18 protein-coding genes are annotated in these 26,408 nt (G+C 65.1%); 11 read left to right on the forward strand and 7 right to left on the reverse strand.

Features of this window, described 5'->3' with window-relative positions; genetic code table 11:
- Nucleotides 1-24 precede the first annotated feature (24 nt).
- Complete coding sequence (gene sprA / locus VGE27_RS07035) at nt 25-6,447, reverse strand: cell surface protein SprA (protein WP_331048932.1); 6,423 nt, start codon at nt 6,445-6,447, stop codon at nt 25-27.
- A 162-nt stretch (nt 6,448-6,609) separates the two neighbouring features.
- On the opposite strand from sprA, the gene VGE27_RS07040 reads away from it, so the two are divergent.
- Genes VGE27_RS07040 through VGE27_RS07055 form a run of 4 tightly spaced genes read left to right on the forward strand, consistent with a single transcriptional unit; the run spans nt 6,610 to nt 11,114 of the window.
- The gene (locus VGE27_RS07040) at nt 6,610-8,313 is read left to right on the forward strand and encodes an LptF/LptG family permease (RefSeq protein ID WP_331048933.1); all 1,704 of its coding nucleotides are present in this window, start codon (nt 6,610-6,612) and stop codon (nt 8,311-8,313) included.
- Nucleotides 8,310-9,401 (forward strand): LptF/LptG family permease, encoded by a 1,092-nt coding sequence (locus VGE27_RS07045; RefSeq protein WP_331048934.1) that lies wholly within the window; start codon nt 8,310-8,312, stop codon nt 9,399-9,401. Before VGE27_RS07040 ends, VGE27_RS07045 begins: the two co-directional genes overlap by 4 nt.
- 16 nt (nt 9,402-9,417) lie before the next feature.
- The gene (locus VGE27_RS07050; protein WP_331048935.1) at nt 9,418-10,200 is read left to right on the forward strand and encodes an ABC transporter permease; all 783 of its coding nucleotides are present in this window, start codon (nt 9,418-9,420) and stop codon (nt 10,198-10,200) included.
- Between the two features lie 26 nt (nt 10,201-10,226).
- Nucleotides 10,227-11,114, forward strand: a complete 888-nt coding sequence (locus VGE27_RS07055) for an MlaD family protein (RefSeq protein ID WP_331048936.1) — start codon at nt 10,227-10,229, stop codon at nt 11,112-11,114.
- 113 nt (nt 11,115-11,227) lie between these two features.
- On the opposite strand, the gene VGE27_RS07060 is transcribed toward VGE27_RS07055, so the two are convergent.
- The 3 genes from VGE27_RS07060 to VGE27_RS07070 form a co-directional block, all read right to left on the reverse strand.
- Complete coding sequence (locus VGE27_RS07060; RefSeq protein WP_331048937.1) at nt 11,228-11,620, reverse strand: four helix bundle protein; 393 nt, start codon at nt 11,618-11,620, stop codon at nt 11,228-11,230.
- A 142-nt stretch (nt 11,621-11,762) separates the two neighbouring features.
- Nucleotides 11,763-15,086, reverse strand: a complete 3,324-nt coding sequence (locus tag VGE27_RS07065) for a TonB-dependent receptor (RefSeq protein ID WP_331048938.1) — start codon at nt 15,084-15,086, stop codon at nt 11,763-11,765.
- 140 nt (nt 15,087-15,226) lie between these two features.
- Nucleotides 15,227-16,654 carry an amino acid permease gene (locus VGE27_RS07070; protein ID WP_331048939.1) on the reverse strand — a complete coding sequence of 476 codons (1,428 nt, stop codon included), beginning with the start codon at nt 16,652-16,654 and terminating at the stop codon, nt 15,227-15,229.
- Nucleotides 16,655-16,770: 116 nt separating this feature from the next.
- Between VGE27_RS07070 and VGE27_RS07075 the strand changes: the two genes are divergently transcribed.
- The 4 genes from VGE27_RS07075 to VGE27_RS07090 all read left to right on the forward strand — a co-directional run bounded on the left by VGE27_RS07075 (nt 16,771) and on the right by VGE27_RS07090 (nt 20,681).
- Entirely contained in the window at nt 16,771-17,013 is a 243-nt protein-coding gene (locus VGE27_RS07075; protein WP_331048940.1) for a hypothetical protein, read from the forward strand.
- Nucleotides 17,014-17,038: 25 nt separating this feature from the next.
- Nucleotides 17,039-17,989 carry a COX15/CtaA family protein gene (locus VGE27_RS07080; RefSeq protein WP_331048941.1) on the forward strand — a complete coding sequence of 317 codons (951 nt, stop codon included), beginning with the start codon at nt 17,039-17,041 and terminating at the stop codon, nt 17,987-17,989.
- A 5-nt stretch (nt 17,990-17,994) separates the two neighbouring features.
- A complete protein-coding gene (locus tag VGE27_RS07085; protein WP_331048985.1) occupies nt 17,995-18,921 on the forward strand; it encodes a heme o synthase in 927 nt (308 codons plus the stop codon).
- Between the two features lie 92 nt (nt 18,922-19,013).
- Nucleotides 19,014-20,681: an ABC transporter ATP-binding protein gene (locus tag VGE27_RS07090; RefSeq protein ID WP_331048942.1), complete on the forward strand. Its 1,668-nt coding sequence runs from the start codon at nt 19,014-19,016 to the stop codon at nt 20,679-20,681.
- 181 nt (nt 20,682-20,862) lie between these two features.
- On the opposite strand, the gene VGE27_RS07095 is transcribed toward VGE27_RS07090, so the two are convergent.
- The 3 genes from VGE27_RS07095 to VGE27_RS07105 form a co-directional block, all read right to left on the reverse strand.
- Nucleotides 20,863-21,657 carry a carboxypeptidase-like regulatory domain-containing protein gene (locus VGE27_RS07095; RefSeq protein ID WP_331048943.1) on the reverse strand — a complete coding sequence of 265 codons (795 nt, stop codon included), beginning with the start codon at nt 21,655-21,657 and terminating at the stop codon, nt 20,863-20,865.
- Between the two features lie 50 nt (nt 21,658-21,707).
- A complete protein-coding gene (locus VGE27_RS07100; RefSeq protein ID WP_331048944.1) occupies nt 21,708-22,874 on the reverse strand; it encodes a M24 family metallopeptidase in 1,167 nt (388 codons plus the stop codon).
- Between the two features lie 130 nt (nt 22,875-23,004).
- Entirely contained in the window at nt 23,005-23,697 is a 693-nt protein-coding gene (locus VGE27_RS07105) for a hypothetical protein (protein WP_331048945.1), read from the reverse strand.
- Nucleotides 23,698-23,772: 75 nt separating this feature from the next.
- Here VGE27_RS07105 and VGE27_RS07110 point away from each other — a divergent pair, with 75 nt between their 5' ends.
- Genes VGE27_RS07110 through VGE27_RS07120 form a run of 3 tightly spaced genes read left to right on the forward strand, consistent with a single transcriptional unit; the run spans nt 23,773 to nt 26,400 of the window.
- Nucleotides 23,773-24,609: a DUF92 domain-containing protein gene (locus VGE27_RS07110; RefSeq protein ID WP_331048946.1), complete on the forward strand. Its 837-nt coding sequence runs from the start codon at nt 23,773-23,775 to the stop codon at nt 24,607-24,609.
- A 39-nt stretch (nt 24,610-24,648) separates the two neighbouring features.
- On the forward strand, nt 24,649-25,890 hold the full coding sequence (locus VGE27_RS07115; protein WP_331048947.1) for an NAD(P)/FAD-dependent oxidoreductase: 1,242 nt from the start codon (nt 24,649-24,651) through the stop codon (nt 25,888-25,890).
- 39 nt (nt 25,891-25,929) lie between these two features.
- A complete protein-coding gene (locus tag VGE27_RS07120; protein ID WP_331048948.1) occupies nt 25,930-26,400 on the forward strand; it encodes a flavin reductase family protein in 471 nt (156 codons plus the stop codon).
- The last annotated feature ends 8 nt before the right edge of the window (nt 26,401-26,408 follow it).

Consider the following 26,408-nt stretch of genomic DNA (forward strand, 5'->3'; position numbering starts at 1 on the left):
TGGTCATAGCGACGCGTGACGGGATCAGCGCATCGTGCCCGAGAAGAAGCGCAGCTGCAACACGGCGCTGAAGATCACATTGGTGGTCTGCCGGTTGTACGCCCGATCAAAATTGACCACATGACTGCCGGTGAACGTGAACGTGAGCAGTTCGGTCAGGTCCGTGTTGGCGTTCAGGTTCAGCGCTCGGCGGCCGTTGTTGGTAAGCACCGACGGTGCCGTGAGCAGCAGGTCACCGTCTCCGCTGGTCACGGTGGTGCCGGTCACCACGGACGTGTTCTCCTCGCTGTCGTACGACACATTGGCGCGCAGCTGGCCATTGCGGGTGTTCCAGCTCTTCGGCAGCGGGAACGTGCGCGCCAGATTGAACGACAAGCGATCCGTTTCGCCATTGATGATCGAGCCGGGTCGCAAGTCTTCACGTGACTCTCGGCTACTGCGCGCCGTGGTGGTGAGATCGCCCAGGAATGCCCACGTCACTGACGCCGACAACGGCTGGCGGCGCGACGTGAGGCGGCTCCGATCGGCCAGCCCACCGGTTTCGTTGGGGATGGTGGTCTCCTGCTCGGTGATGGCATAGGCGCCGTCGACGTTGAGCATGGAGATGAATTTGCGCATGCGTTGCGGGCGCCAGCTCCATCGCAGGGAGTAGTCCGGGTAGACCATCTGCGTGCTCGTGATGATGGCCTGGAAGCCATCGAGCGCGCGACGGGTCCACGTCTCGGTGGTGCCATTCTCGATGCGCGTTTGCAGGCGCAGTGACAGCGGCAGGTTGAGTGAACCCACGGCGGTGGCCCGTCGCATACGACCAGCCGTTGTGGCAAGCCGCGTGTCGAGCCCACGGAAGGCATCCACGCTGCCCAGGCCGAACTGATAGCCCCAGCCCGGGACATACGCCGTGTTGTCGTAATTGGACGTCAGGCTCTGCTGCCACTGCACGTCGATCGGCGCGAACATATTGCCGATCCGGCGCACCCAGCTCGTGTCGCGGGTGCGCATGTTGATCAGCCGACCAAAGTCGACCGTCGTGCCCAGGTTGAGTGAATTGGCGGCGCCGAGTCGCTGCGGCAGGCGCAGTGCGCCGGTGCTGTCCCCTTCGCGGAGCAACGTGCGCGCATTGGGGTCCTTATTGAGCGTGAAAGAACTCGTGAAGTCCGCGCGTGGGCGCAGCCATTGCGACATCGACGGCTGAATACGGAACGCCGACGTGAATGACCGTTCCCGCTCGAGTCCGATATTGCGGCCAAGGAATCGCGTGCGCTCGGCATAGGCCGTCGCACCACGATCGATACTGTCGGCATCGGCGCCTTCCATCCGATAGTCGCGCAAGTCGAGCAGTTGGCGGGCCGTGAAGTCCGCACTGATGCCGGGCGTTGGCGCAAAGGCCAGCACCGCCAGATTCTGCCAGGCGTGCGTGAGCGCGCGCACCACTTCACCTGTGTCGGTGGGCGATGCAGCCGCCTTGGTGAAGGAAGTGGCCGAATAGCTGGAGCGGGCCAGTGACGTGTTGATACGGAACTGTGTGGGGCTCCAACGCAGCCGCTGCTCGCGGAAGTTCGTGACCGATTGCGATTCCCGCAGGCTCCTGGGCAGCAAGTCCAGCAGACGACCGATGAAGCCGGGTATGCGGCTTTCTCGCTTCTCGCTGAGCAAGGCAATTCCGCCGCCCACCACGTAGCTGCTGTTGCTCAGCTCCTGGAAGGTGGACTGCGAGGAGCCGTTGGACCACGTGCCGTTGAGCGACAATCCGTTCAGCAGCGGTGCGTACCAGCCGGTGGTGAGCGGCGTGAGTCGTCGCAAGGCGAGCGAGTAGTTCACGCGCCGGTCATTGGGATTGCGCACCCCATCGATGGCATCACCCCGCACATCGGTGCGGTTGACGAAGAGTTGCTCGATGCCCGTTCCCGAGTAGTCGACACTGAGTGGCATCGCGATGCCCAGTCTGGCCGGCAACGCACGTTCGAGGTGCAACGTGGTACCCACATTGACCGCGTTGGTGGTCAGGAACGTCGGTGTTTCGTTGAGCTGCCGGAAGTTCGGATCGCGTCGACTGAGATTGACGCGCACATCGGCCAGATCGCCGGCATTCATGTTGAGGCCGATCTCGCCAGCGAACCCGATGTCGTCCACGACATCACTCAACCGGATGTCATTCACCCAGAGTTCGAGTGTGTCGTTGTTCATGATGCCCGTGCCGCCGCGCGGGATGCTGTCCACGCGCACGATGCCCACTGCGAGCTCCTGCACACCGGCCAGATTGGGCGGGGTGACCGCTGGATCGGTGGTGTACACGATGTACCCATCCTGACAGACGGCGTACCGACGTCGCGCGCCGCCCATCGGTGTGCCGGAGCGACGTATGAGCTCGAGGTCCACGCCGGAGCACTGCAGGGAGTCGGCGCTGCTCTGCAGATATGCCGTTTCGAGTTGGGCGCGCAGCATCTGGAATCGGGTGAGGTCCACGTTCACCTCTGGCAGCCAGGTGCTCTGGCCATTGCCCGCATTCACTGGCGTGCGATACATGTAGAAGTTGTGCTCGTCGCGGCCGATCTTCACGTAGCCATTGAGCTCCCCCTGCACGCCCCAGCCGTTGCCTCGACCGCGCATCCACAGGCGCAGCGTGCGATAGCCCATGAAGGTCTTGGTGCCCTCGGGGAATCGCAGGAAGGCCTCGGCGCGATCGAACGGACGCAGCTGCCGACCCGGCACGCCAGCTTGAATGCGGAGCGCCTGTTCATTCACCTGGATGCGCGCATTGGCATAACCAGACTGACGATCTTCCGGTTCTTCCACGACACCGGGTGGTGGCGTGTACGACAATATGCTGGTGGAATCGAGCGTGCCGATCACGCTGGCCACCACATAACCACCCAGTTGTGCGGTGGAATCGCCCGCCATGCCGGAGAGCGGCTCGGTGGAGCGCTTGAGCCACGGCGCGCCGACGAGACGGAACCGCGCGAGGGCAACACGCGTGAACTCGTCGTCGGATGCGTTGACGTTGGAGATCATCGTCATGCGCATGGCCCGCATGCGGCGCTCATTCGGGGTATTGAGCTCCTCGGTGGGGGCACGCCAGTTGAGGCGCACCTGCACCCAACACAGCGAGTCGGCGGTGACGCCGGTGGCACTGGAGTCGCGTTGCTGGAAGCACCGCCCCACACGTGTCCAACTGTTTGGATCGCTCAGGTCCACCACGAAGCGCTTGAGTTGCTCCTGGTCGATGGACGAGGTGGGAATATTGAGCTGGCCGTCGAGATCGATGTCTTCTTCGTCGAGGCGGTTGTTGCGCGCCGTGCAGTTCGCGCGACTATCGCCCAGCACCTGGATGGTCTGTGCCGACTGCGAGCACAGCGACACCTTGTACTGTGTGCTGATGACCGGTGCACCGCTGGTGCGGTCGACCACGACGATGGTGTCGGCCACATCGCCAGCGAGCCCTCGATCGTTCTCGACAGCATTGAACGCCCGCGACAACGGGTCGCGCTCCGAATCGAGGCGATCGAGCCCTACGAGCCGCTTGCCGCTATAGGTCGTGTCGGCCGCGAGACCAGGCGCCGCGGGGGCGTTCACAGTCAGCGTTTCCGGCGCAAACGTCACGGAGTTTTCGCTGATGTCGCCGAAATCGAACACCAGCATGGGGTTGCGGCGCAACTTGTTGGCTTCCGACTGCACGAGTACGAAGAACTCGATGTTCTCCGTACGCGAGAGATCCTGGCCGCTGGGGTTCAGCACGGTGCGCAGTGAGCGCCACCGACGCCCTGATGGGGTCGGACCGGCCATGCTGTTGTCCCCGATGGTCCAGGCGTAGCGTCGAATGCTCGTCCCGGGCACCCGATCGAGGATGCCGCCGGTCTTGAGGGGATACATCGTCATCCATAGCAGCTGCTCGGATTGTTGCACGCCGCTGCCCACGATGCGCACCGACGGATCGATCTGCTGAATGGTGAACTGGGGATAGTTGCCCGACAGGTCGACACCGTTGTTCTGGTAGGCCAGCGTGGCGGCGCGCGCATTGGTGAAGACCGATAGTCCACTCCCCGCCAACGACGATCCCAGCGCTGGCAGCGAGCTGAAATACCACGAGGACTCCAGCAGCGACAGCGATCGTTCGGCGTTGCCTTCAAAGCTCTCGATGTAGGCCTGTCCCGCCGCATTGGGGCGCGGCTTGCTCATCGCAAACTCTGCCTGGAGCGCCACGCGGGACGGCGACGTGCTGCGGGCAAAGGGAAGTCGGCTGATCGCGTTCGTGAGCGCGGAGGCATCCCATTGCAGCGCACTCGTGATACCGGCCACCAGCGAACCCACCGGTTCGAAGCCCAGCGGTGGCCGATTCAGATTGGAGCGCTGCTGCTGCGAGATAGCCGTGAACGCGATCTGTCCCTTGTCGAGTTGCAGCTGCGACGCAAACCCCATGATGGTCGTGGGAGCCGTCGCGAACAACGGATTCTCCTCGTAGCGCACCGACACCTGGCGTGGCTGCGGGAAGAGTGTATCCGGGCGCGTGAAGGTGATGATGCCCAGATCATAGTCGATCTGATAGTCGAGTTCGCGCTGCAGCATACGCCCATCGACCGACACCCGCTCGGAGTTCTGCCGCACCTGAATGGTGCTCAGCTTGATGGACTGCGTATCACCACCACCATCCGACTGATAACTCACCATCAGGCGGTAGATGGCCTGCGGACGCTGCTCCGAGTACAGATACTCGTTCGGGTAGCGGTACAGCGTATCGTTGGCCGGGTTGGCCAACGGCTGTGCCAAGCCATTGCGGGCGAATGGCTGCACCGACGGAAACACAACGAAGTAGTCCGGGATCAGCTTCTGCTGACTCCCCGATCCACTGAAACTGGCGCGAAAGTTCGGGTCATTGGGTCGCGGCCAGACACGATTCTCCACGTCGAAGGCCCCGGCGTTGGTGGCCTGCGAAAGTCCAAAGAGGCGCAGATACGTTTCGCCGCGCGACGCGTCGATGGGCTTCTCCTGATCGCCCGACGTGCCCGTCACCAGTTTCACGCGCAGCGATTCACGCTGCAGGTCTTCACCGCCAAGTCGGTAGACCGATTTGATCTCCCGCAGGAAGTACGCGGGGTTGGTGGGCTGCAGCTCGGGTTCCCACAGCAGGTTCGCGTACTGCGGCGCGTCGGTGTACTCGATGTCGGGGGTGCCGCCGGTGGACGGATTCCGTCCGGGGAGACCACCCACGTTCACTTCGTAGGCGATGGCCAGACGTTCGGTGTTCACGCTGAGCGGACGTACCAGCGCGATCCACAGCATCGACGGGTCGACATAGTAGTCGACATTCTCCCGCAGCAGTTCATAGATCTGCCGCGAGGGATTCCGGGCGCCACGAACCGAGAACTGGGGGCCTCGTGGGTTCTGATTGGTCGCACCGATGAGCTGCCGGTACACATAGAGTCGCACCGGCCGGATCGAATCGGGCAGCGACGCAGCCAGCTGCTGCATCCGGGGGCGGTTCAGCAGGTCGATGTTGGGATAGCCACCCAGCTGTCGCGGATCGAGCGTGAAGAAGAAGCGCCGCGTCTCGATCTGGATGTCTTCGATCACGCGCTCGACCTGCTGCCGGGTGCGCTCGCCGATCGTGAAGACGTTGTCCTTCGAGACGTTGCCCTTTTGCTGCGCGAAGATGGACGTGAAGCGCATGGCGCCCACCTGGGCGATCGCCTGCACGCCGTAGTTGCCCGATGGGATACCCGATGTCAGGTAGCGCGACGGGGGCGGTTGGAAGGTGACGTTGCCCACTTCCACACGCTGCAGGAACTCGCCCGGCTTGCCTTCGTAGCGCGCCGACAGATTGTTGGACGCGTCGAACTCGCGTTGCGAGTCGTAGTCGACATCCACGAAGAACCGATCCGCCACCACGCCGCCCGTCCGCACATTGAACTGGAAGTCGAATGTGGGCAGCAAGGGCGACCCGCGGCAGCTGTTGCCCGGGAAAGCCAGCTGGTTGGAGGTGCAGCGGTCGTTGCGCAGGCGCTGGACCTTGGACTCGAGCCGGGCGTCGAGCGTCAGGTTGAGGTCTGACAGCTCACTGATCACATCCGCTGCCCGCTGGCCGACGTCGCGGTAGGGGGTGTCGACCGGAATGAGGGCGCCGGCCACGGTAGGCGCGGCCAGAACGGCCGCCACATCGACGGCCTGAGTGCGGAAGGTGCCGAACCCCGTAGGCAGCTGGGTCGGGAGAGAGGTGGGCAGCGCCGGCAGCGCTCCGTTCCCGGTACCGCCGAACAGGCTGGCCTGCGGCCGGGAGAGGCGCCGGCCACGGAGCACCAAGCCATCGATGGCCTGCTGGGAGGCCGGCGAGAGAGGCGCCCGCCCCGGCCCGGGGGCCGCCAACGCCCCCGATCGCGCCCCTGGCGGGTCGGTGGGCCGTTGGGCCGGACGTTCCTGCGCCCCGAGCGCCGACGACAATGCCCCTGGCAAAGCCACCGTCAGCGCCCATCTCAGGAACAGCCTGCGCACCGAACTCCGATCGTGGTGTACCAGCGGCAGCCCGCAGCGCCGTGGTACGGTGTCCGTGTTGGCGTCACGGATCCGCCCAGGAATCGCGACGCCCTTGATAAAGCGGGTGGTCTCCGGGGAATTTACGTTGTGAAGCTCCTTACCCGCTATGTCATCCGTGAGCACATCGGCCCGCTCGTCTTCGCCCTGTCGGCGCTGACGTCGCTCCTGATGTTGCAGTATGTGGCACGCCAACTGGCCAACCTCGCCGGCAAGGGATTGCCGTGGGGGACCATCGGCCACTTCTTCGTGCTGTCGCTTCCATTCACCGTGGCCATGACACTGCCGATGGCGGTGCTCGTGGCGACGCTGTATGCCTTCGGCCGCATGGCGGCAGAACACGAGATCACCGCTTTCAAGGCCAGCGGCGTTCGGGTGCGCGCGCTGATGCTGCCGGTGCTCTTCTGTGCCCTGCTGCTGTCGCTGTTCATGGTCTGGTTCAACGACCAGGTGCTGCCGGCCGCGAACCACCGTCTCAGCATGCTGCAGCGCGACATCGCGCGCACCAGGCCCACGCTGGCGTTGCGGGAGCAGGCGCTCAATGCCATCACCGACCAGTTCTTCATGCGGGTGGCGCGCACGAACGCCGAAACCAACCGCATGTACGATGTCGTCATCTATGACTTGAGTGGTGGCCAGGAGCGCAAGACGATCTATGCCGACAGCGGGGTGTTCGCTCCCGCCGGCAACAATCGCGACCTGGAGCTCACGCTGTACGACGGATTCGCACAGGAGTTCGTGCGCGGCGATCCACGGAGCCTGCAGCGCAGCTTCTTCAAGTCGCAGGTCATTCGCAAGGCGGGAGTGGCCCAGGGGTTCGAGGCGTCCAACTCCGATGGGTACAAGGGTGACCGCGAGATGACCGTGTGCGAGTTGCACCGGAAGTACATCGCGGATGCGATCGAGGTGGAGCGTGTGCGCCAGGAGTACGTGAGCAACACGCGGCAGCTCCGGAAGATGGGGGGGCCGTCGATCCGTGACCCCAAGCAGCGTCCCCGCTCGGAGGTGCTGGGCACCTTCTATTGCCAGCGACTCGTGCCGGCGCTCACGGGGCTCTTTCTGCCCAAGAAGGCGAAGGCCCAGCCACCCGCGAAGCCGGACTCACAGACTCCGGTGCGGCCCGACTCGCAGCCGGTAGTCAAGTCCGGGCTGCAGCCAGCGGTGATCGATTCGCCATCTGTCGGGCAGCCGGTCCAACCGGCGGTGGTTCCTGCTGGCACCCCGGCCCCCATCCAGCCAGCGCCGGGTCTCACGGCGCAACAGGATTCCGCCCTTCGCGCCTCCGGCATCGACCCCAACGCGCTGCCCGCCGCTCCGGTGGCCGCGCCCATGGACTCACTGCAGGTCTATCAGGGGGCGGTCAACGCCACGGGCGTGCAGCTCATCGCACAGCGTGAAGGGCTCGACAGCCTCGCCGTCGAGATACACAAGAAGTTCGCTCTGTCCTTCGCCTGTTTTGTGTTCGTACTGTTCGGCCCCCCCATTGCCCTGCGTTTCCCGCGCGGTGGTGTGGGCGTGACGATCGGCGTCTCCATCGTCGTGTTTGGCCTGTACTACGTGTGCCTGATGGGCGGCGAGGCGCTTGCCGACAAGGGGCGTCTGCCAGCCTACGTGGCCATGTGGATCGCCAACGTGATTTTCACACTGGTGGCGCTGGTGATGCTGTGGCGCGTGGAGTCCACCACGGATACCTCGCGTGGTGGTGGCTTCCGCGATTGGATGGCGGACCGCAAGGCGCGGAAGAAGGCCAAGGCGCAAATGCGTAGACCCGTCGCCGCGGGAGCCACCGCGTGAGCCGTCGCCTCATTACACCGCTCGACCGGTACATCGCGACCGAGTTCACCCGCATCTTCGGCGTGACGATCATGGGCTTCCCCGTGCTCGTCTTCGTCATCGACCTTGTCGACAACCTGCGCAAGTACACCGAGCGCAAGTTGCCCGCGCAGGCCGTCGCACTCAGCTACTTTTACTGGATCCCCGACACACTCTTCATGGTGCTGCCGGCGGCGGTGCTGTTCGCCACGGTATTCTCCATCGGCACGTTCACGCGCTACTCGGAGATCACGGCGGCCAAGGCCTCGGGGATCAGTTTCTACCGGTTCATCGCGCCCATTCTGGTGATGGCCACGCTGGCCATGGGACTCGACCTCGCCTTCGGTGAGATCGCCCCGCCGGCCAACGAGAAGCGCCTGGACCTGCTGGCGACCACGTCGTCGATCAACCGCACCAACGATCGCTACAACTTTGCGTTCGCCAGCGACCGCGGTCGCATCTACCGGATCTACACGCTGAACGTACGCGACAAGGCCGTCGACAACATCGAGATCGAAGCCCGAGGCTCCGACAAGAAGCCGGGCATGATCGTCGCCGCTCGACGGGCCAAGTGGAACGATGCGCAACGCCACTGGCGCCTCGATTCGGGTGTCGTGCACATCATTCCCGATCGCACGCGCGATATCGCCTTCTCCTTCGACTCGCTCATCGACCGCGACTTCCACGAGACGCCGGCCGAGCTGCGCACCACGGAGCGCGACCCGAGTGAGATGCGTTTCGCCGAACTGACGCGCTTCATCAAAGTGCTCGAACGATCGGGGGCTGACGTGAACACGCTCAAGGTCGAGCGCATGCTCAAACTGGCGATTCCCGTCACCTGTCTCATCATCGCACTGTTCGGCGCGCCGCTGGCCACCAGCAGCCAGCGCGGTGGCGCCGCCTATGGCATCGCGGTCAGCCTCGCCACCACGGTACTGTTTCTGCTGCTCATCCAGCTGACCAAAGCCATCGGGGGCAAGGGCATTGTGCAGCCCGAGATGGCTGCCTGGATTCCGAATGCAGTGGTCGGCCTGTTCGCGATCGTCATGATGTCCCGCGTCCGTACCTGATCACATGAGCTTCGGCATGGGTCCACTGACCCTCGCATCCACCCGCACCGCGGGACTGCTGCACGCCCTCGGCCGCCGTGCGTATTTCGCGCGCGACATCGCCCGCGGTCTGCGGGATCCCGGTACCTGGATTCCCGAAACGATCCGCCAGATGCAGCGGATCGGCGTCGAATCGGTTCCCCTCACCGTCATCGTCGCGGCCTTCCTGGGAGGCGTGACAGCCTTCCAGACGCGCTATCAGCTCTTCCCCGGCGTCCAGCTCTCCGTGGTCGGTCTCATCGCCCGCCAGAGTATCGTGCTGGAGCTTGGCCCGCTGCTCACCGCGCTGGTGCTCACCGGTCGGGTGGGTGCCCGCATGACGGCCGAGATCGGCACGATGCGGGTGACCGAGCAGATAGACGCCTTGGAGACGTTGGCCTTCGATCCGGTGGCCTATCTCGCCACCCCCCGGTTCATCGCCGGAGTGGTGATGCTGCCCACGCTGGTGATGCTCGCCAATGCCACGGCCATCTTCAGTGCGTGGGCCACGCTGGTGCTCGCCACCGACGTCCGCACGTCCGATTTCATGGGCGGGCTACGACTGGCGTTCACGGCTTTCCAGGTTGTGTATTCCCTGATCAAGGCCACGTGCTTCGGCGCGGCCATCGCCTTCGTTTGCTCGTACGAGGGCTACGTCACCGAAGCGGGCGCTGAAGGCGTCGGCAAGTCGACGGCGCTCGCGGTCGTTATCGCGTCCGTGTCCATTCTCGTGCTGGACGCCATCGTGGCGGCCGTACTGGCGCCATTCATTCAGGCCTGATTTCCGATCTTTCTCTCCGTGCAGTCATGACTTCCAAACGACGTGATGAAGTACTGGTTGGCCTGCTGCTGCTGACAGCCATTGTCATCGGACTCGGCGGCACCATCTGGATTGCCCGCGGCGGCTTGTCGAAGGGCTACCCGATGTACGCCCGCTTCCCGTGGGGCGCCGGCCTCAAACAGGGTCAGCCGGTGCTGCTGGCCGGTGTGCAGGTGGGCTTTGTTGATGAAGTGAAGCTGATTCCCGACGGCACCATCACCGTGCGCCTGCAGGTGCAGAAAGAGCATCAGGTGCCCGCCGGTACCACAGCCTCGGTGAAGGCCAACGGTATCTTCGGCGATCAGCTCATCGCACTGCAGCCGGTGAAGGGCGCGCAGGGTTACCTGCCCGCGGGTGACACCATTCCCGTGGGTCCCGGCTCGCCCACCACCGACCAGCTACTGACCAAGGGCGATTCGATCGCAGCCAATGTGCAGGCGCTGACCGACGAGGCGCGGGCGCAGTTTGTGGTTGATGGCGGCGTGAAGGATATCCGCCGCACGGTGGCCGACCTCACCAAGCTGGTGGCGCAACTCAGCGCGGTCGCGGCCGCGCAGTCGGCGCAGCTGACCAAGACGCAGGAGCAGTTGCGCCGGACGCTGTCGAGCATCGATTCAGTGAAGGTCGATTCGAGCGTGAAGAACGTGCAGGCCATGACGGCGAGCTTCGAGCAGCTGTCGCGGGAGCTGCGCGAGACCAACACCAAGGTTCAGGGTGTCGTGGACAAGGTGTCCAACGGCAACGGGACCGCGGGCAAGCTGATGAACGATCCGGCGGTGTATGCGCGGATGGATTCGCTGCTGGCGCATATCGATGCGTTGGTGCTCGATATCAACAAGAATCCTCGCAAATACATCAATCTGAAGATTTTTTGATGGGATGATCGGATGAAGGCGGGCGCTTACAGCGCCCGCCTTTTTTGTTTCTGGAGGTGAACAGGGGGAAAGTTGGAAAGGGGGCGGGGAGCAGGACTGCTTGCCGCGGCGGGCTACGGAGTGCGATCAGACAATGACTTGCGTTGGTAGTGGGTACGCAGGGCATAGAGCATGCGGCGGAGCTGACGGAGTTCGTCGAGGGATGCGTCGCAGGTACCGAGCTTGGGGCACAGTCGTATCGCCAATAGCAGGTGAGTCTCGGCCTCAAAGTTCGACGCGATGGCGATGGCCAGGTGCTTCGCGACGAGGCCCGGCGATTCCTGGCCGACGCCCTCTGCGATGTTTGCGGGGATGGAAGCAACCGCGCGCCTGAGCTGCGTCGAAAGCCCGGGGGCACTCCGTCCGGGAATGCTCCGGGCGAGGCGGTGCAACTCAACGGCCAGGTCCATCGACCGTCGCCAAACCTCCAGATTCGCTGGATTCTGCATGGCCAGAATCTGGAGCACGCGGTACCACCCACTGTCATCCAATCATCGCCCGTTGGTGCATTTCCCTGCTCCCCGCCTCCTCTCCAACTCCCTCCTGTTCACCTCCAGAAACAAAGACGGGGGCGGCGCCAAAGGCGCCGCCCCGTCTTCCTTACTCTTCTTAGAACGAATACCGCAGCGTCAACTGCAACTGATAGAAATCACGCGTCTGATTCGGATTCTGCTGCATGATCTTGCCGGTGCGCAGGCGCGAGTCGAACTCGTAACCGTTGGCCTTCTCATCGACGACCGCCGCGCCCGTCGGACGCTGACGCAGCGTGAGGATGTTCTGCTGCGGGAAGTTCGGCGACAGGTTCGGCAGCGCGATGCGACCCCAGTTGCGATTCACGAGATTCGCAAAATTGATCACGTCGAGCTGAAGCGTCAGGTTCTGGCCGCGGACACGCGGCAACGACTGGCGCAGCGAGAGATCGAAGCGGTTCTGCCACGGCGACCGGCAGCTGTTGCGCTGCATGATCTGACCGCGCTGGCTGACGAGGCATTCCTGTGCGGCGATGAAGCGCTCGTAGTCGGCGCCGGCCGTGGCGTTCACGGCAAACGCGCTACCCGACCCCGTTCCGATCCGCACTTCGGAGGCGTCGGCCGCGTTGCGCGGCACGTAGATCGGATCGTTGCCGACCACACCGTCGCCGTTCACGTCGCTGTTGACCGTGTAGGTCACCGGCGTGCCCGACATGCCTTCGAAATAGAACGTCACGTCCGTCTGGTTGTTCTTCCAGGGCGCCGTGTACGTGCCGTAGGCCACGATACGATGCGGACGCTCGAAGTACGACGTCTGCACGTCGTTCTTGTCGGAGATCAGGCCAGCATGCTGACGGCCATTGCGATAGTTGGAGATCGCGCGATCCGACGTCAGCGACTGCACGTCCTTGGCCTGCATGTAGGTGTAGGCCGTGGTGACTTCAAAGGCTGAGCTGAAACGCTTCTTGAGCTGACCGGACAGCGAGTAGCTGTAGTCCTTCGACTGGTTCGTGAGGTAGATCGCGCCCTCGCTGAAGGCCACGTTGTTGCTGCCCGTGGTGATCACACGACGACGTGCCGCGTTGTCCACCGTCACCGTGCCGGTGGCGTTGGTGGTGATGGCGGTGGCGTACTGCACGCGACCCAGATCCGTGCGCGTCGGCGCACCATCGAACTCACGGAAGTTGATGTCCTCGATGAACATGCCGTTCACCGCGCGACGATACAGGCCTTCGAACGTGAAGGTCGTTCCCCACGGCAGCTTGCGGTCGAGACCGAACGAGCCCGTGAAGTTCTGCGGCATCTTGAAGTTCGGATCGGTCACATTCACGCCGATCGTGCCAGCCGCGCCCGGAACGGGTTCGGGCGATCCCGCACATGACCGCGGGAGGCTCGCGATATCCGTCACGAACGCCGGCACTCCAGTGCCCGTGCAGGAGACGTTCACACCGCCAAGGCCGGTGTTCGAGTAGGCGTTGCCGACCATGATGAGCGGCACCGGCGCCGTGTAAAGACCCACGTTACCACGCACCTGCGTGTTGGACGTGCCATCCACATTCCAGTTGAAGCCGACGCGCGGCGACCACAGCACCTGTGCCTTGGGCTTCCAGTCCGTGCGAATCGCCCGACCTGCCGCCGTCGACCGCGTGAGCAGATCGTTGTTGAGCACCGGCGTGTCGATGAACGAAGGCAGATCCGCACGGATGCCGTACGTCAGCGTGAAGTTCTGCGTCATCGTCCACTGATCCTGCAGGTATGCGCTGGCCTGCTGCGCATTGAACTCCGCGGCGATGTCACCGCCGTTCGCGTACGAGAACAGGAAGCCCGAGGGGCGACCCGCCGCGAGGTCCGCAATGTTCGCGAAGTTGTAGGCCCCGTTCGCCGCACCCGACAGGAAGTAGTTGTAGGTGTACGAACGCTCGAAGCGTCCGCCGGCCGTCAGCGTGTGCGCCCCGAACGGCATCGTCAGGTTGTCACTGATCTCGAAGATCCGCTGCTTGAGCATGTTGCCCGGCGAGAAGCGCTCGGATCCGAACGTCACCGCGCGATTGGCCGACGTCCCACCGATGGGCGTGACAGCCACCGCGATTTCCGGAGTGTTCACCGGCAGGATACGCTCGTCTTCGACCGTGTTGAAACCGACCGAGAGCTCATTGTTGAAGCCGCGCGACGAGTTCGTATAGAGCTGCAACGCCGACGAGATGTTCGTGTTCTTCCGGCTGAACGCATTGGACGTCAGACGAATGCCCGAGTTCTGTTGCGCGATATTGGTGTTGAACGCATTGGTGTTACGCGAGAACTCATCCTGCTCGGCCGTGTTGTACAGCTGACGGAATGCCAGACGGTTGGCCGGGTTGATCTGGTAGTCGAGACGACCGAACAGATTCATCAGCGGGTTGCCGCGGCGATAGAAGCCCGCGCTGCCCACATCAACGCCGCGGCCCTGCATGATCTGCGCGATACGCGCAATGCTGTCGAGCGAGACGTCGCCAACCTGGTTGCCTGCAGCGGCCGGACCACTCGACGGATCGGAGCGCTCCTGGAACTCAGGTGCCACGAAGAAGTGCAGCTTGTCCTTGATGATCGGACCGCCGAGCGAGAAGCCGTACTGCTTCACGTCGAAGTCGGCGTTGCGGATGAACGGCTGGTCGGCCGCCATGTACGGCGTGCGGAACGTGTACGTCGCACCACCCGTCCACGTGTTCGTGCCCGAGCGCGTGACGGCGTTGACGAGCATGCCGGCAAAGTTGCCGTAACGCACGTCGGTCGGGCTCATGAGCACCTGGAATTCCTTCACCGCTTCGATCGACATGATGCGGCCGCCCGTGGCGCCACCAGGCTGACCACCCGACGAGGCGAGATTGAACCGGTCGTTCTGGTTCACGCCGTCGACGGTGTAGTTGTTGTAGCGGTTGTAGACGCCACCGGCCGACGCGCCACCACCATCAGCGGGGCGCACGACCTGCGGGGTCAGCTTGACCAGGTCCGTATAGTCGCGCTGCAGGGTGGGCAGGCGGCGGAGCAACGTGTCGCCGACCACCGTCGCCACACCCTGTCGCGACGGAGAGAAGTCGGCACCGGACGCATCGGCGGAAATCGTCACGCCCTGCAACTGCGTCGCGGCCTGCTTGAGCTGGAAGTTGATGACAATGTTCCCGCCAAGGCTCACCGAGACGTTTTCACTGGTCTGCGGGGCAAATCCAAGCTGGCGGGCAACCACCGTATACCGGCCGATGGCCAGGCCCTGCGCGTTATAGCGGCCGTTGGCTCGCGTAACGATTCCCAGTCGGTAACCGGTTTCGACGTTCCGAATCTCGATCTGCACCCCTTCGAGGGGTTTCGACGTCTCGTCGGTTACAAGACCGGAGACAGCTCCGGTCGTCAGGCCCTGCGCGTCGATGGTCCGTGTGGCTCCGGAGAGGAGAGCCACGACGGCGGCGGCGACGCTGAGCCAACGCTGCATGCGCATAATTGTTGGTCCGATGTGGAGAGGTACACGCCGCTCCTGAACGTCATCCCGACGGGTTGACCCGACAGGAGCGACTGCGCGGGAAAGCTAGGCCGGCCTGTTCGAACCTTCAAGAAACGCGTGTAACTGAACGGTCACGCCCCCCGAGTGCGCCGCCGTCCCACCGTCAGGAAATAGACAGGAATTCCGAGCAGAATGACGCCGAATACGCCCAAGGTCCCCCATCGTTGCGCGGGATCCATCAAGGCATTCACGAGCAGGAACAGTGTGGCCAGACAGAACAGCGCTGGCACAAACGGATACAGCGGCGTGCGCACCGGTGGGTTCCAATCGGGACGCCGCCGTAGCTTGAAAATCGCACCAATGCTGAGCACGTAGAACACCAACGACGCCGTCACAAAAATGTCCGCCAACTGCTCGAAGGTTCGGAGCAGAACGAATGCAACACCCAGCGATCCGGTCATGATGATCGCGACATACGGCGTCTTGAACTTCGGGTGCACCGCCGCAACCTGACGGAAAAACAATCCGTCGTCGGCCAGCGCGAAAAAGATGCGCGGACCGGTCAGCAGCGACCCGTTCACCGACCCGAATGTCGACAGCAGCACCGTCAGCGACACCAGCGTGACGCCGATCGGGCCCACCAGGCGCAGCGCCACATCGGCGGCGACCAGACGCGCGCTGCGGATTTCCTCCACCGACAACACCGACAGGTACGCGAGATTGGCCAGCAGGTAGATGGCGATGATGCTCAGCGTGCCGAGTATGATGGCGCGCGGCAAGGTGCGCCTGGGGTCGGACACTTCACCGGCGACCTTGGACAAATCGCCCCACCCGTCGAAGGCCCACAGCACCGACACGAGGGCCAGGCCAAATGCCGACACCGAGAAGCTGCCCGGCGGCGCAGCCGGTGTGAAATGTCCGCCGGTCTTCGGCAGCCCCAGCGCGAACGCCAGCAACACGATGATGACGAGGCCTCCGTACTTCGCGATGGTGGTGATGTTCTGGACCAGCGCACCCCAGCGCAGACCGATCACGTTGATGATCGCCATCAGCGACAGCGCACCCGCCGCCAGATAGTGTGCGTAGCTGTCGTACGGTGCGAGCGACGGGTCGTAGCCCAGCGCGCGGATGAAGTACTCGCCAAACGTGAGCGAGATACCGCCAAGAGCGGCCGCGCGGATGAGGGTCAGTTCAGACCACCCATACAGGAAAGCCGGCAACCGTCCCCAGGCTTCGCGGATGTACACGAAGTAGCCGCCGGTGCGCGGCATGGCCCCGGCCAGCTCGGCCAGCGTCAGCGCGCCGCAGAGCGCAAAGAGGCCGCCCGTCGCCCAGACGGCGAGCAGCGGCAGCGGCCCCGGCAACTTGTCGGCGATACCGGCTGGCGACCGGAAAATCCCGGAACCGATGGTCGTGCCGACGAGAACGGCAATGGCGCTCCACAGGCCAAGCTGGCGCGGGAGTTCGGCGGGTGCGGCCGAGGAATCGGAGCTGCCGGAGCCCGAAGCGGAACCCGACCCGGTGCCGGAGGCACGACTGCTGGAGGAAGAGGAGGCCATAGTTCGCTATGGTAGTGCGCGGCGCGCCTCGGCGGAACGGCCAGTCGCAACACACCCGGAACACCGGGCCGGAAAGGGATGCCTCGCACTGGTCGACCGTCTACCTTTCTCGGGATATGTCTTCCGTCGCCTCCTGGTCGCTGGCCCCCGGGGTCAGCACCGCCATGTTCTGGCTGTTCGTCGCGGCCTGTGTGATCGCCCAACTCTTCATCGTCCGGGCGGTCTTCCGGGCCCTGCAGGCGACGCCGGCCTCGAGCGCCGTCCCCGCACCGCGCCGCGCCGCCGAAATCTTCTGGGCGATCATCCCGGTGTTCGGCCTGATTGCCGCTTTCTGGGGCGCCTGGCGCGCCCTGCCCTGATACGGTTCCCGCTACAGTCTCCGTCATGTCTTCCGCTTCCACCCTGGCGCCGGCCTCTGTTCGCCGCGCGGCCTATGCAGCGTTTGTCGTCTCGCTGATCCACGTCGTCTTCGGCGCGATTGTCCGCATCACCGGCTCCGGCATGGGCTGCGGTGACTACTGGCCCAAGTGTTACGGCCACTGGATTCCGCCGTTCGAGCGCATCGATCTCATCATCGAGGTCACGCACCGGTATCTCGCACTGGCCCTGCTGCTCAGCATCGCGGCGCTGGTGATCACGGCCTGGCAGCATCGTTCGCATGTGGCGGTCGCGGGCCGCGGTGGTGTATGGAACTCCGCCCGTCTGTCGGTGCTGCTGTGGATTGCGCCGGCCCTGTTTGGTGCGGTGACGGTGTTTGCCGGCAACCCGGCATGGGCCACCGTGGTGCACAAGCTGCTGGCCGTGTCGCTGCTCGCTGTGCTGGCCACGGCCGTTGTGCGCGCGGGTGGCCTCGGCGGGGACAGCATTCGTTCGGCGACGGGTACAGCCAAGGCCATCGGCGGCACGACGGCTGCTGCCGGCATGGCGCTGGTGGTGGTGCTGTTGGGTGGGCTCACGGCCAAGCTGCCTGGCGCGGCGGTGGCCTGCGCAGGTTTCCCGCTCTGTGGCGAGGGTTCGCTGGGCGGTGGTGGCCAGCATGTGCAACTCACGCACCGCATTCTCGCCTACCTGCTGGTGCTGCATCTCATCTCGCTGCCCATGATCTTCCGCAAGCGTGGTGAGCCTAAGGCGGTGATCACGGCGGCGTGGTTCGGCCTCGTGCTGGGTGTGCTGCAGATCGTATGGGCCGGCTGGATGGTGACCGGCGGATTCCCAGCGGTGGTGCGGTCGCTGCACCAGGCAACGGGCATGTTCATCTGGGCCACGGCCTTCGTGATGGCCTACCTCGCACGCATCGCGGCCGGTCGATCGGTGATCGCGTCGCGAGCCTCGTGAGCAACATGGCCGCCAACGAACTCCAGAACCACGCAGACCCGGTGGTGGAAGCCAAGGCGACACCGCTGTCCCGTGACCTGGTGTCGCTGACCAAGCCGCGCATCATCTCACTGCTGCTGGTGACGACGGTGATGCCCATGTACGCCGCCGGCTCACCATCGTGGCTCACCGTGCTGCTGGTGATGGTGGGCGGATATCTGATGGCCGGCGGTGCAAACGCGGTCAACATGTACATCGACCGCGACATCGACGATGTCATGGCCCGCACGCGCCTTCGCCCGATTCCGAGCGGCCGCATGGCGCCCATTCAGGTGCTGGCGTTCGGTGTGGCCTGTGCGACCCTCGCCACGTGGATGCTGGCGTATTTCGTGAACGTGCTCACGGCCATGCTCGCGCTGGCCGGGTTCTACTTCTACGTGTTCATCTACACACGCTGGCTCAAGCGTTCATCACCGCAGAACATCGTGATCGGTGGTGCGGCCGGCGCGTTCCCACCGCTGGTGGGCTGGGCTGCCGTGACGGGCACGCTCGATGTCACCGCTCTGCTGCTGTTCCTCATCGTGTTCTACTGGACACCGCCGCACTTCTGGGCGCTCGCGTTGCTCAAGCAGGTCGACTACGGCCGTGCGCGCGTCCCGATGGCGCCCCTGGTGTGGGGTGAACGCGAGACGATGCATCAGATGGTGTGGTACACCATCATCCTGCTCGCGCTGACCCTGCTGCCCGTGCTGTACGGCGCGTTCGGCCTGTTCTATGCGCTGTCCGCCATCATCCTGGGCGCGCTGCTCATGGGCGGTGTGTGGCGTGTGCTGCAGGCCGCGCGAAAGGGCGAGCCATGGACCGGCCCGGCGTGGTGGGTCTACAAGTACTCCCTGCTCTACCTCGCACTGCTCTTCCTCGCGATGGCGATCGACCGGGCCATCACCCGGTGAGTTCGGCCACCCCAAGTCGCCGCGGCTTCGTTTCGCCGCGGCCGCTGGCGCGCATGGGGCCTCTGCTGCGCCCCTATGCCGGCCGGTTGGCCGTGGCTTTCGTCTTCTTGCTCATTGCCGCCGCAGCGGGACTCGTCTTCCCCGGCGTGCTGCGGTATCTGCTCGATGCCGCCTTCGAACAAGGTGACCGCGCGGCGCTTGATCGCATCGCGCTGGGATTGCTGGCGGTCTTCGGCGTGCAGGCGCTCGCCAACTACATCCAGGTGCGCCTGCTCTCGTCAAGCACGGAACGCATCATCGCCACGCTGCGTGAGCAGACATTCGCGCATCTCATTCGCCTCTCGGCCGCCTTCTTCACCGAACGCCGCACCGGTGAGCTCACCAGTCGCCTGAGCAGTGACCTGGCCCTGCTGCAGTCCTTGCTCGGCACGTGGTTGTCCGAGTTCTCGCGGCAGACACTGTTCCTGCTGGGTGGTGTGGGCATGATGGTGTTCACCAACCCGCGCCTGGCCCTCACCACGCTCGCCGTGGTGCCGCTGGTGGTGGGCGCCGCACTCACGTTCGGCCGCGCGCTGCGCCGAGCGAGCGCGGGGGTGCAGGATCGCGTGGCCGAAGCGATGGGCATGGCCGACGAAGCCTTCGGTGCCATTCGCACCGTGCAGAGCTTCACGCGGGAAGGCGAGGAGACGCGGCGATTCCAGCGTCTGCTGCAAGACCTGGTCGTAGTGGCGGTGCAGCGGGCACGCACACGCGCACTGTTCTTCAGCGTGGTGGGCTTCGTCGCCTTCGGTTCGGTGGCAGCGGTGCTGTGGCAGGGCGGTGTGCAGGTGCTGCGCGGTCAGCTCACCGCCGGTGCGCTGGTCGCCTTCCTGTTCTATGCGTTGTTCGTGGCCGCCGCTGTGGGCTCCATTGCCACGTTGTTTGGCAACTTCCAGGAGGCCATTGGCGCGGCCAGCCGTGTGTTCGAGTTGCTCGACACGCAGCCATCGGTGGAGGAAGCGCCTAGTACGACGCGCCTGCCATCGCCGGTGCGTGGCGCGGTGGCGCTGGAGTCGGTGTCGTTCCGCTACGCCGAGGGGCAGCCCAATGTGCTGCACGAGGTCTCGCTCACGGTGGCGCCAGGTGAAGTGGTAGCGCTCGTGGGGCGCTCGGGCAGCGGCAAGACGACTATCGCGTCGCTCATCCCGCGCTTCTGGGACGTGGCCGAAGGCCGTATCACGCTCGATGGCATCGATGTGCGGGCATTGCCGTTGCAGGGGCTGCGTGAGGCCATCGGCATGGTGCCGCAAGAACCCGTGTTGTTCAGCGGCACTATTCGCGAGAACATCGCCTATGCCGACCCCAACGCGACCGACGACGATATCCTGCGCGCCGCGCGTGCGGCGCATGCGTGGGAGTTCATCGAGCGACTGCCGGACGGCTGGGACACGCGCGTGGGTGAGCGCGGTGTGAAGCTGTCAGGCGGACAGCGTCAGCGCATCGCGATTGCGCGCGTGTTTCTCAAGAATCCGGCCATCGTGATTCTCGATGAAGCCACGTCGAGCCTCGACACGGAGAGCGAGCGCTACGTGGAACAGGCGCTGGAGGAGTTGCTGCAGGGTCGCTCCACGCTGATCATTGCCCATCGCCTGAGCACCGTGCGCCGCGCGGACCGTGTGGTGGTGATCGATCGCGGGCGGGTGGTGGAGACGGGCAGTCACGATGAGCTGCTCAGCCGCGAGGATGGGGTGTACGCTCGGCTCTATCAGATCGGAGTCTGACGCCTTGTGATTCGGACGGCGGCGGATGCCTTTGGCATCCGCCGCTTTTGTATCAAGAGGAGTCAGGAGGGAGTTGGAGAGGGAGCTGGATGCAGGTCCTGCCCCCTGCTCCCTCTCCAACTCCTCCCTGTTCCCTCTTGAAACAGCAGTGCCGCGCGCCAGCGGCGCGCGGCACCATCCGCTAGTACGCCATCTCTACATTGGTTTGCACGTTGGGCTCCACGCGCACCGCCGTGCGCTGCACACCCAGATGTTCGTGCCAGATCACCAGCTGATACTTGCCGGGTGGCACGTGATCGAAGCGGAAGGTTCCGTCAGCCGCCGTGACGGCCGCGAAGGGATGTGGCGACACGATCAACCACGCGCGTACCCATGGGTGCAGGTCGTCGCTCACGCGCACCAGTGCCGGCGTCGCCGCAGCGGTGCTGGTGGGCACCACCTGCCCCACATCGCTGAACAACAGGGTGGCGCGCGTGGTTTCTCCGGCGCCCACCGCCGTGAATTGCAGGCGCGACATCATCGCATCGCGACCATTCACCAACAGCGTACCGCCCAGCGCCACACGCTGCATGCGCGGGTCCAGGCGACAGCCATTGAGCGTGAGCTTGGCCCGGCGCGGCGCATCATCGCGTGGCCCGCTCGCCACGCCCACCAGCCACACGGCCACGTTGCCCACCCCGCCGTTGGTGCTGGCCACTACTGACTCGCTGAACGGACTGCACACCTCCACGTCCTTCGTGGGGGTGATCATCGTGTCGCGGGCAGTCGCACCGGTCACCCGTCCAACGATGACACCGGGCGTCGCTGCATCCGACACGGTGTACGCTCCGCCGCCGGTGGCGCGAGCCAGCGAGGTCTCGTCGACGGCGCCCTCATTGGCCCGCGCCGCGGCGTCGGCCGTGACATCGGCAATGCGCACGCGCTCCTTGCCACCGTCACCACAGGCCAGTGCCGCGCCAAGCATCGACAGACGCAAAGACCGCCCGAGGATTCTCCCTGCGTCGGACACCCTGATTCCCCACGACATCAAACGACGAACAGTTCGCGCTGCGGCGTGGTCGGGGTGATGAGCAAGGCGTCCTCGCCAACGAACGCGTTCACTTCGCTGCGCACGCCGAGTTCACCCGGGATGTACACCCCGGGCTCGATGGAAAAGCCGACACCCGGGATGAGCAGGCGATCATCGCGCGATTCGAGATTGTCGATCTGCGGGCCCGACCCGTGCAGCTCTCTCGAGTCGATGCTGTGGCCGGTACGGTGCCAGAATTGCGGTCCGTAGCCACGTTCGACGATCACCGCACGCGCCGCGTCGTCGGCTTCGCCGCCGCGCACCGGCTGGCCCGCGGCAATGCGATCGCGCAGCAGCGTGAGCGCCGCATCACGGGCATCACGCACCGCCTCCCACACATGTACGACCTTGTCGGACGGCGCGCCCATGGACGCCATCCACGTCTGATCGGCGTACACGCCGCCGCGCAGCTCGCGCGCCCACAGGTCCACCAGCAGCACATCGCCGCGCACTACAATGCGGGGCGCAGCGGCAGATGGCGCGTAGTGCGGATTGGCGGCGTTCTCGGACGCTGCGACATCGGGGCCGTGATCGGTCTCGAGTTCGGCGCGCGCGAACGCATCCAGGATGCGTTGCTGCAACTCGTGCTCCGCGGCCGGTGTGCCCGCAGCAATCATCGCACCGGCATGATTGATGGCATCACGCGCAATGACTGCGATAGCCTCAGCGGCACGCTCATGCGAGGCGCGCTGCGCAGGCGTCCACGTGGCATAGACTTCCGACACGAGGTTGCCGGAACTCACCACCGTCGCGCCCGTGGCACGCACCATCTCCAGCACGCCAGCGGGAATGCGGTCGAGGTACGGAATCGCATCGCCAGGCGAGTACTCCATCGCCACCCGCTTGCCGGCCACCAGCGAGGCCAGCTCGGCCTCCAGTGCCCGCCAGCCGCTGTACGTGCGCAACGGCCACTCACGCGGCCAGCGCGCCCATGGATTGGGTTCGATCGCGTGCGCAATACCGATCGGGGTGCCGGCGCGTGGGATGAACGCGAAGATCCGGCGCGTGACCATCCCCTCGAAGCCGAGCAGTCCCTGCGCGATCGCATTGGTACCGCGAAAATCGTACAGCAGCCAGCCATCGAGATCCGCATCCGCGAGCAGGCGCTGGAGGCGGGGCAGCATTTCCGGTGTCAGCATGGAACGAGGAGGGGATGAAGAACACCGCCGAAGCGGTCCTGCTCAGAGCGTGCGTGATCGCGTGGGGGTCACATGCCGGAAACGTGCAGAGAGCACCCGTGCATGCAAGCGGTCGTCAGCGACGACGCCAGTCGGCGCGCCACTGACATCGCGAGTCGCCTCGCGAACGGCACATGACATGTTCCACTGCACCGTCGGCATCCGCCAGCAGTTGCAGTGATTCACGGAAGGCGGCCTCGTACAATCCACAGCCCGCCGCACGCGGCGCAGCATCAGCGGAAACGGGCGAGACAACCTCCAGCACGAGGGTACTCCCCTGTCGCACCAGAGTGCCGTCCATGTAGCGACGCGCGATGCGCCGCAGTGCGCGCAAGGCAACCGGACGGGCAATGAGCGCTGGCAAACCACGCGCTGCCGTGCGCCGCACCGTGCTCACGCTATCCACCAGCGAGCGGGCCCAGCGGCGCCCGGCTTCACGGAAGGCAAGGTCGGCATCGGGTCGGCGGCCAATCAACCGGGCCAGCGCAAGCACTTCGTCGTAGCCCACACGATGACCACCACGCACGGCGTCCGCGTAGCGCCGGATCTGCAGCAGCACGGTCTCGCTGAGCCCAAGCCGCTTGTTGCGCAGCTCATGCACGAGTTCGGCATCCAACTCGGCCGCCGGCGTGTCGATCGCCTTCACGGCCTCGAGCAGCGCCAACGGCAGACGTGCATCGAGCGGGCCTCCGGCCAGCGCGAGCGTCACATCGGCAGTCGGTGTGGCGCGGAGGGGCCGGCCATCGGTGAGCGGAGACACATGATGCATGAACGCGCATGGTAACGTGTCGTCGGTCACCCATTCAAGCGGAGAGGGCGACACTGGCCCAGATTCCGCTTCGAGATGCCCAGTCCGCCATCATTTTTCACGGTCCTGCTCGCTTTCGTGGTGTCCGCCGGCATCGCGCTGGCGGCCCGGAGGGCGCACACGCTGTCCACGTCGGGGGCCATCGCAGCCACGATCGGCGGTACCCTGTCCATCGCGGCCGGCTGGACGTGGGGCATTTTTGTCGTCGTGTGGTTCCTGTATGCCTCGGTGCTCTCCCGGGCCGGCCGGCGCCGCAAAGCCATGCAAACCGCCGGCATCGTGGCCAAAGGTGGCCGACGGGACGCCTGGCAGGTGCTGGCCAACGGCGGTGTGTACTTTGCACTCGCCGCCGCGGCGATCATCGCGTTGACGCTGGCCCTCCCCGAACATGCGGCGCTGGCAGCCCAGATCGCCGCCGCCTCGTTGATCGCCGCCGGTGCCGATACCACTGCCACGGAAGTGGGCACCTGGTGGCAGGGTACCCCCGTCTCGCTGCGAACCTGGTCGCGCGTCCCACCGGGCACATCGGGCGCCGTCAGCGTGCCCGGCACAACAGCCCTCGTCGCCGCCGCACTGCTGCTCACGGGCATGGCCGTCGCCATCGGCCTCGTGCCGCCCGAGGCGTTCTGGCCGGTTGCGGTCGCCGGCATCGCTGGCGCCCTCATCGACACACTACTTGGCGCCATCGTGCAATCGCGGCGCTACTGCGCGTTCTGCGGTGAATCCACCGAGCAGCTGGTGCACCGCTGTGACACCGCGACCCGAGCCGACGGTGGCTGGAACTGGATGACCAACGACATGGTGAACCTGCTCTGCACCGTCACTGCGGCGCTCATTGCCGGCGGCTGGCTCACCCTCCTGGCCGACCGGTAGACGCCCCAGGGCTATCTTCCGGTATCCCGAGGAGACCGCATGAGCGATGGTGGGCGCTGGCAGGTGATCGTCGTGGGTGGAGGGCCTGCCGGTACTTCGGCGGCCTGGCACTGCGCACAGGCCGGACTGGCCGTGTGCCTCGTCGATCGTGCGCGATTCCCACGCAACAAGCCCTGCGCCGAGTATGTGAGCCCCGAGGGCAGTCGCATCCTCGATCGCATGGGGGCGCTGTCCGTCCTTGAACGCGGCGCGGCGACGTATCTCACCGGCATGGTCGTGCACGCCCCATCGGGTGGGCGCATTCACGGCGAGTTTGTCGCGCAGCACGGCTACCGCGCCTTCCGCGACCGTGGTCTGGGCATTCGCCGCGAATATCTCGATGCACTGTTGCTTTCGCGTGCCCGCGAAGCCGGCGTGACCGTACTCGAGGACACGCGCGTCACCCAGTTGCTGCACGATGCGCATGGTGCCGTGAATGGCGTGGAAACCCTGTCCCCGCACGGCACCCAATCGCTGCATGCTCCGCTGGTCATCGGCGCGGATGGACTCAATTCCGTTGTCGCCAATCGCGCGGGCCTGGCCCATCGTTCACGCTATCCCCGTCGCGTCGCCTACGTGGCGCACTATCGCGACGTCGCGCGCATGGGCACACTCGGCGAGATGCACGTCACCACCGATGGGTATGTTGGCCTCGCCCAGGTCGGTGATGGTGCGGGAGCCTCGCTCACGAACGTGGCGCTCGTCATTCCCACCAGTTCGGCGCGCACGACGCGACGTTCACCGGAAGACACGCTCACCACGTGGTTGTCCGCGCATCCGCAGTTGGCCGAGCGATTTGCCAGCGCCGAGCGCGTGACGCCCGTGCGCGCAGTGGGGCCGTTTGCTTCGCGTGCGCGACGGGCGTGGGCGCCTGGTGTGATGCTCACTGGTGACGCGGCCGACTTCCTCGACCCGTTCACCGGTGAGGGCATCTATGCGGCGCTCGCTGGGGGTGAGCTGCTGGCTCCGCTCGCTCATGCCGTGGTGCATGCCACGAGCGCCGATGCCAGGCAGCAAACGCTCGCCTCATACGAACGGGCACGACAAAAGACGTTTGGCGGCAAGTGGCGTCTCGAGCGGCTCATCGCGCTGGCTGTGGCGTGGCCGCCCCTGCTCAACCACGCCGCGCGTGTGCTGTCGCGCGACCGTGATCTCGCGGACTTGCTGATTGGGGCCACCGGCGACTTCGTGCCGCCATCAGCCGTGTTGACGCCGCGCACTTTGCTGCGCTTTCTCTCATGAACACCTCGGGCACAACCGCGCCCTTCCAGAACTGACTCCATGATCGACCACGATCTCTTTCGCGCCGTGCTCGGGCGCTTTGCCAGCGGTGTCACGGTGGTCACCGCGCGCGACGCGGCGGGCAATCCCCACGGCATGACGGTGAGTGCGTTTTCCTCACTCAGCCTCGATCCACCGCTTGTGCTGGTGTGCATCGGCAACGACGCCAGCACGGCGCCGGTGATGGCGCAGGCTGAGAGTTTTGCGGTGAACGTGCTGCGCGATGATCAGGAGGCGCTTTCGCGGCGCTTTGCCAGCCCGATGAGTCATCGGTTCGATGGTATCGGCTATGGCGGCGGTGAAAGCGACCCGCGGCTCGAAGGGGTGCTGGCCTGGATGCAATGCCGCGTCGTCGCCCGCCACCCCTCCGGCGATCATGTCATTTACGTGGGCGAAGTGGAGCACGCCGGCATGTCCGACGGGCGTCCACTGCTGTACTACCGCGGAGGCTATGCGACGCTCGAGCGCTGATCGTACCC

The sequence above is a fragment of the Gemmatimonas sp. genome (assembly GCF_036405635.1).
GTDB lineage: Bacteria > Gemmatimonadota > Gemmatimonadetes > Gemmatimonadales > Gemmatimonadaceae > Gemmatimonas.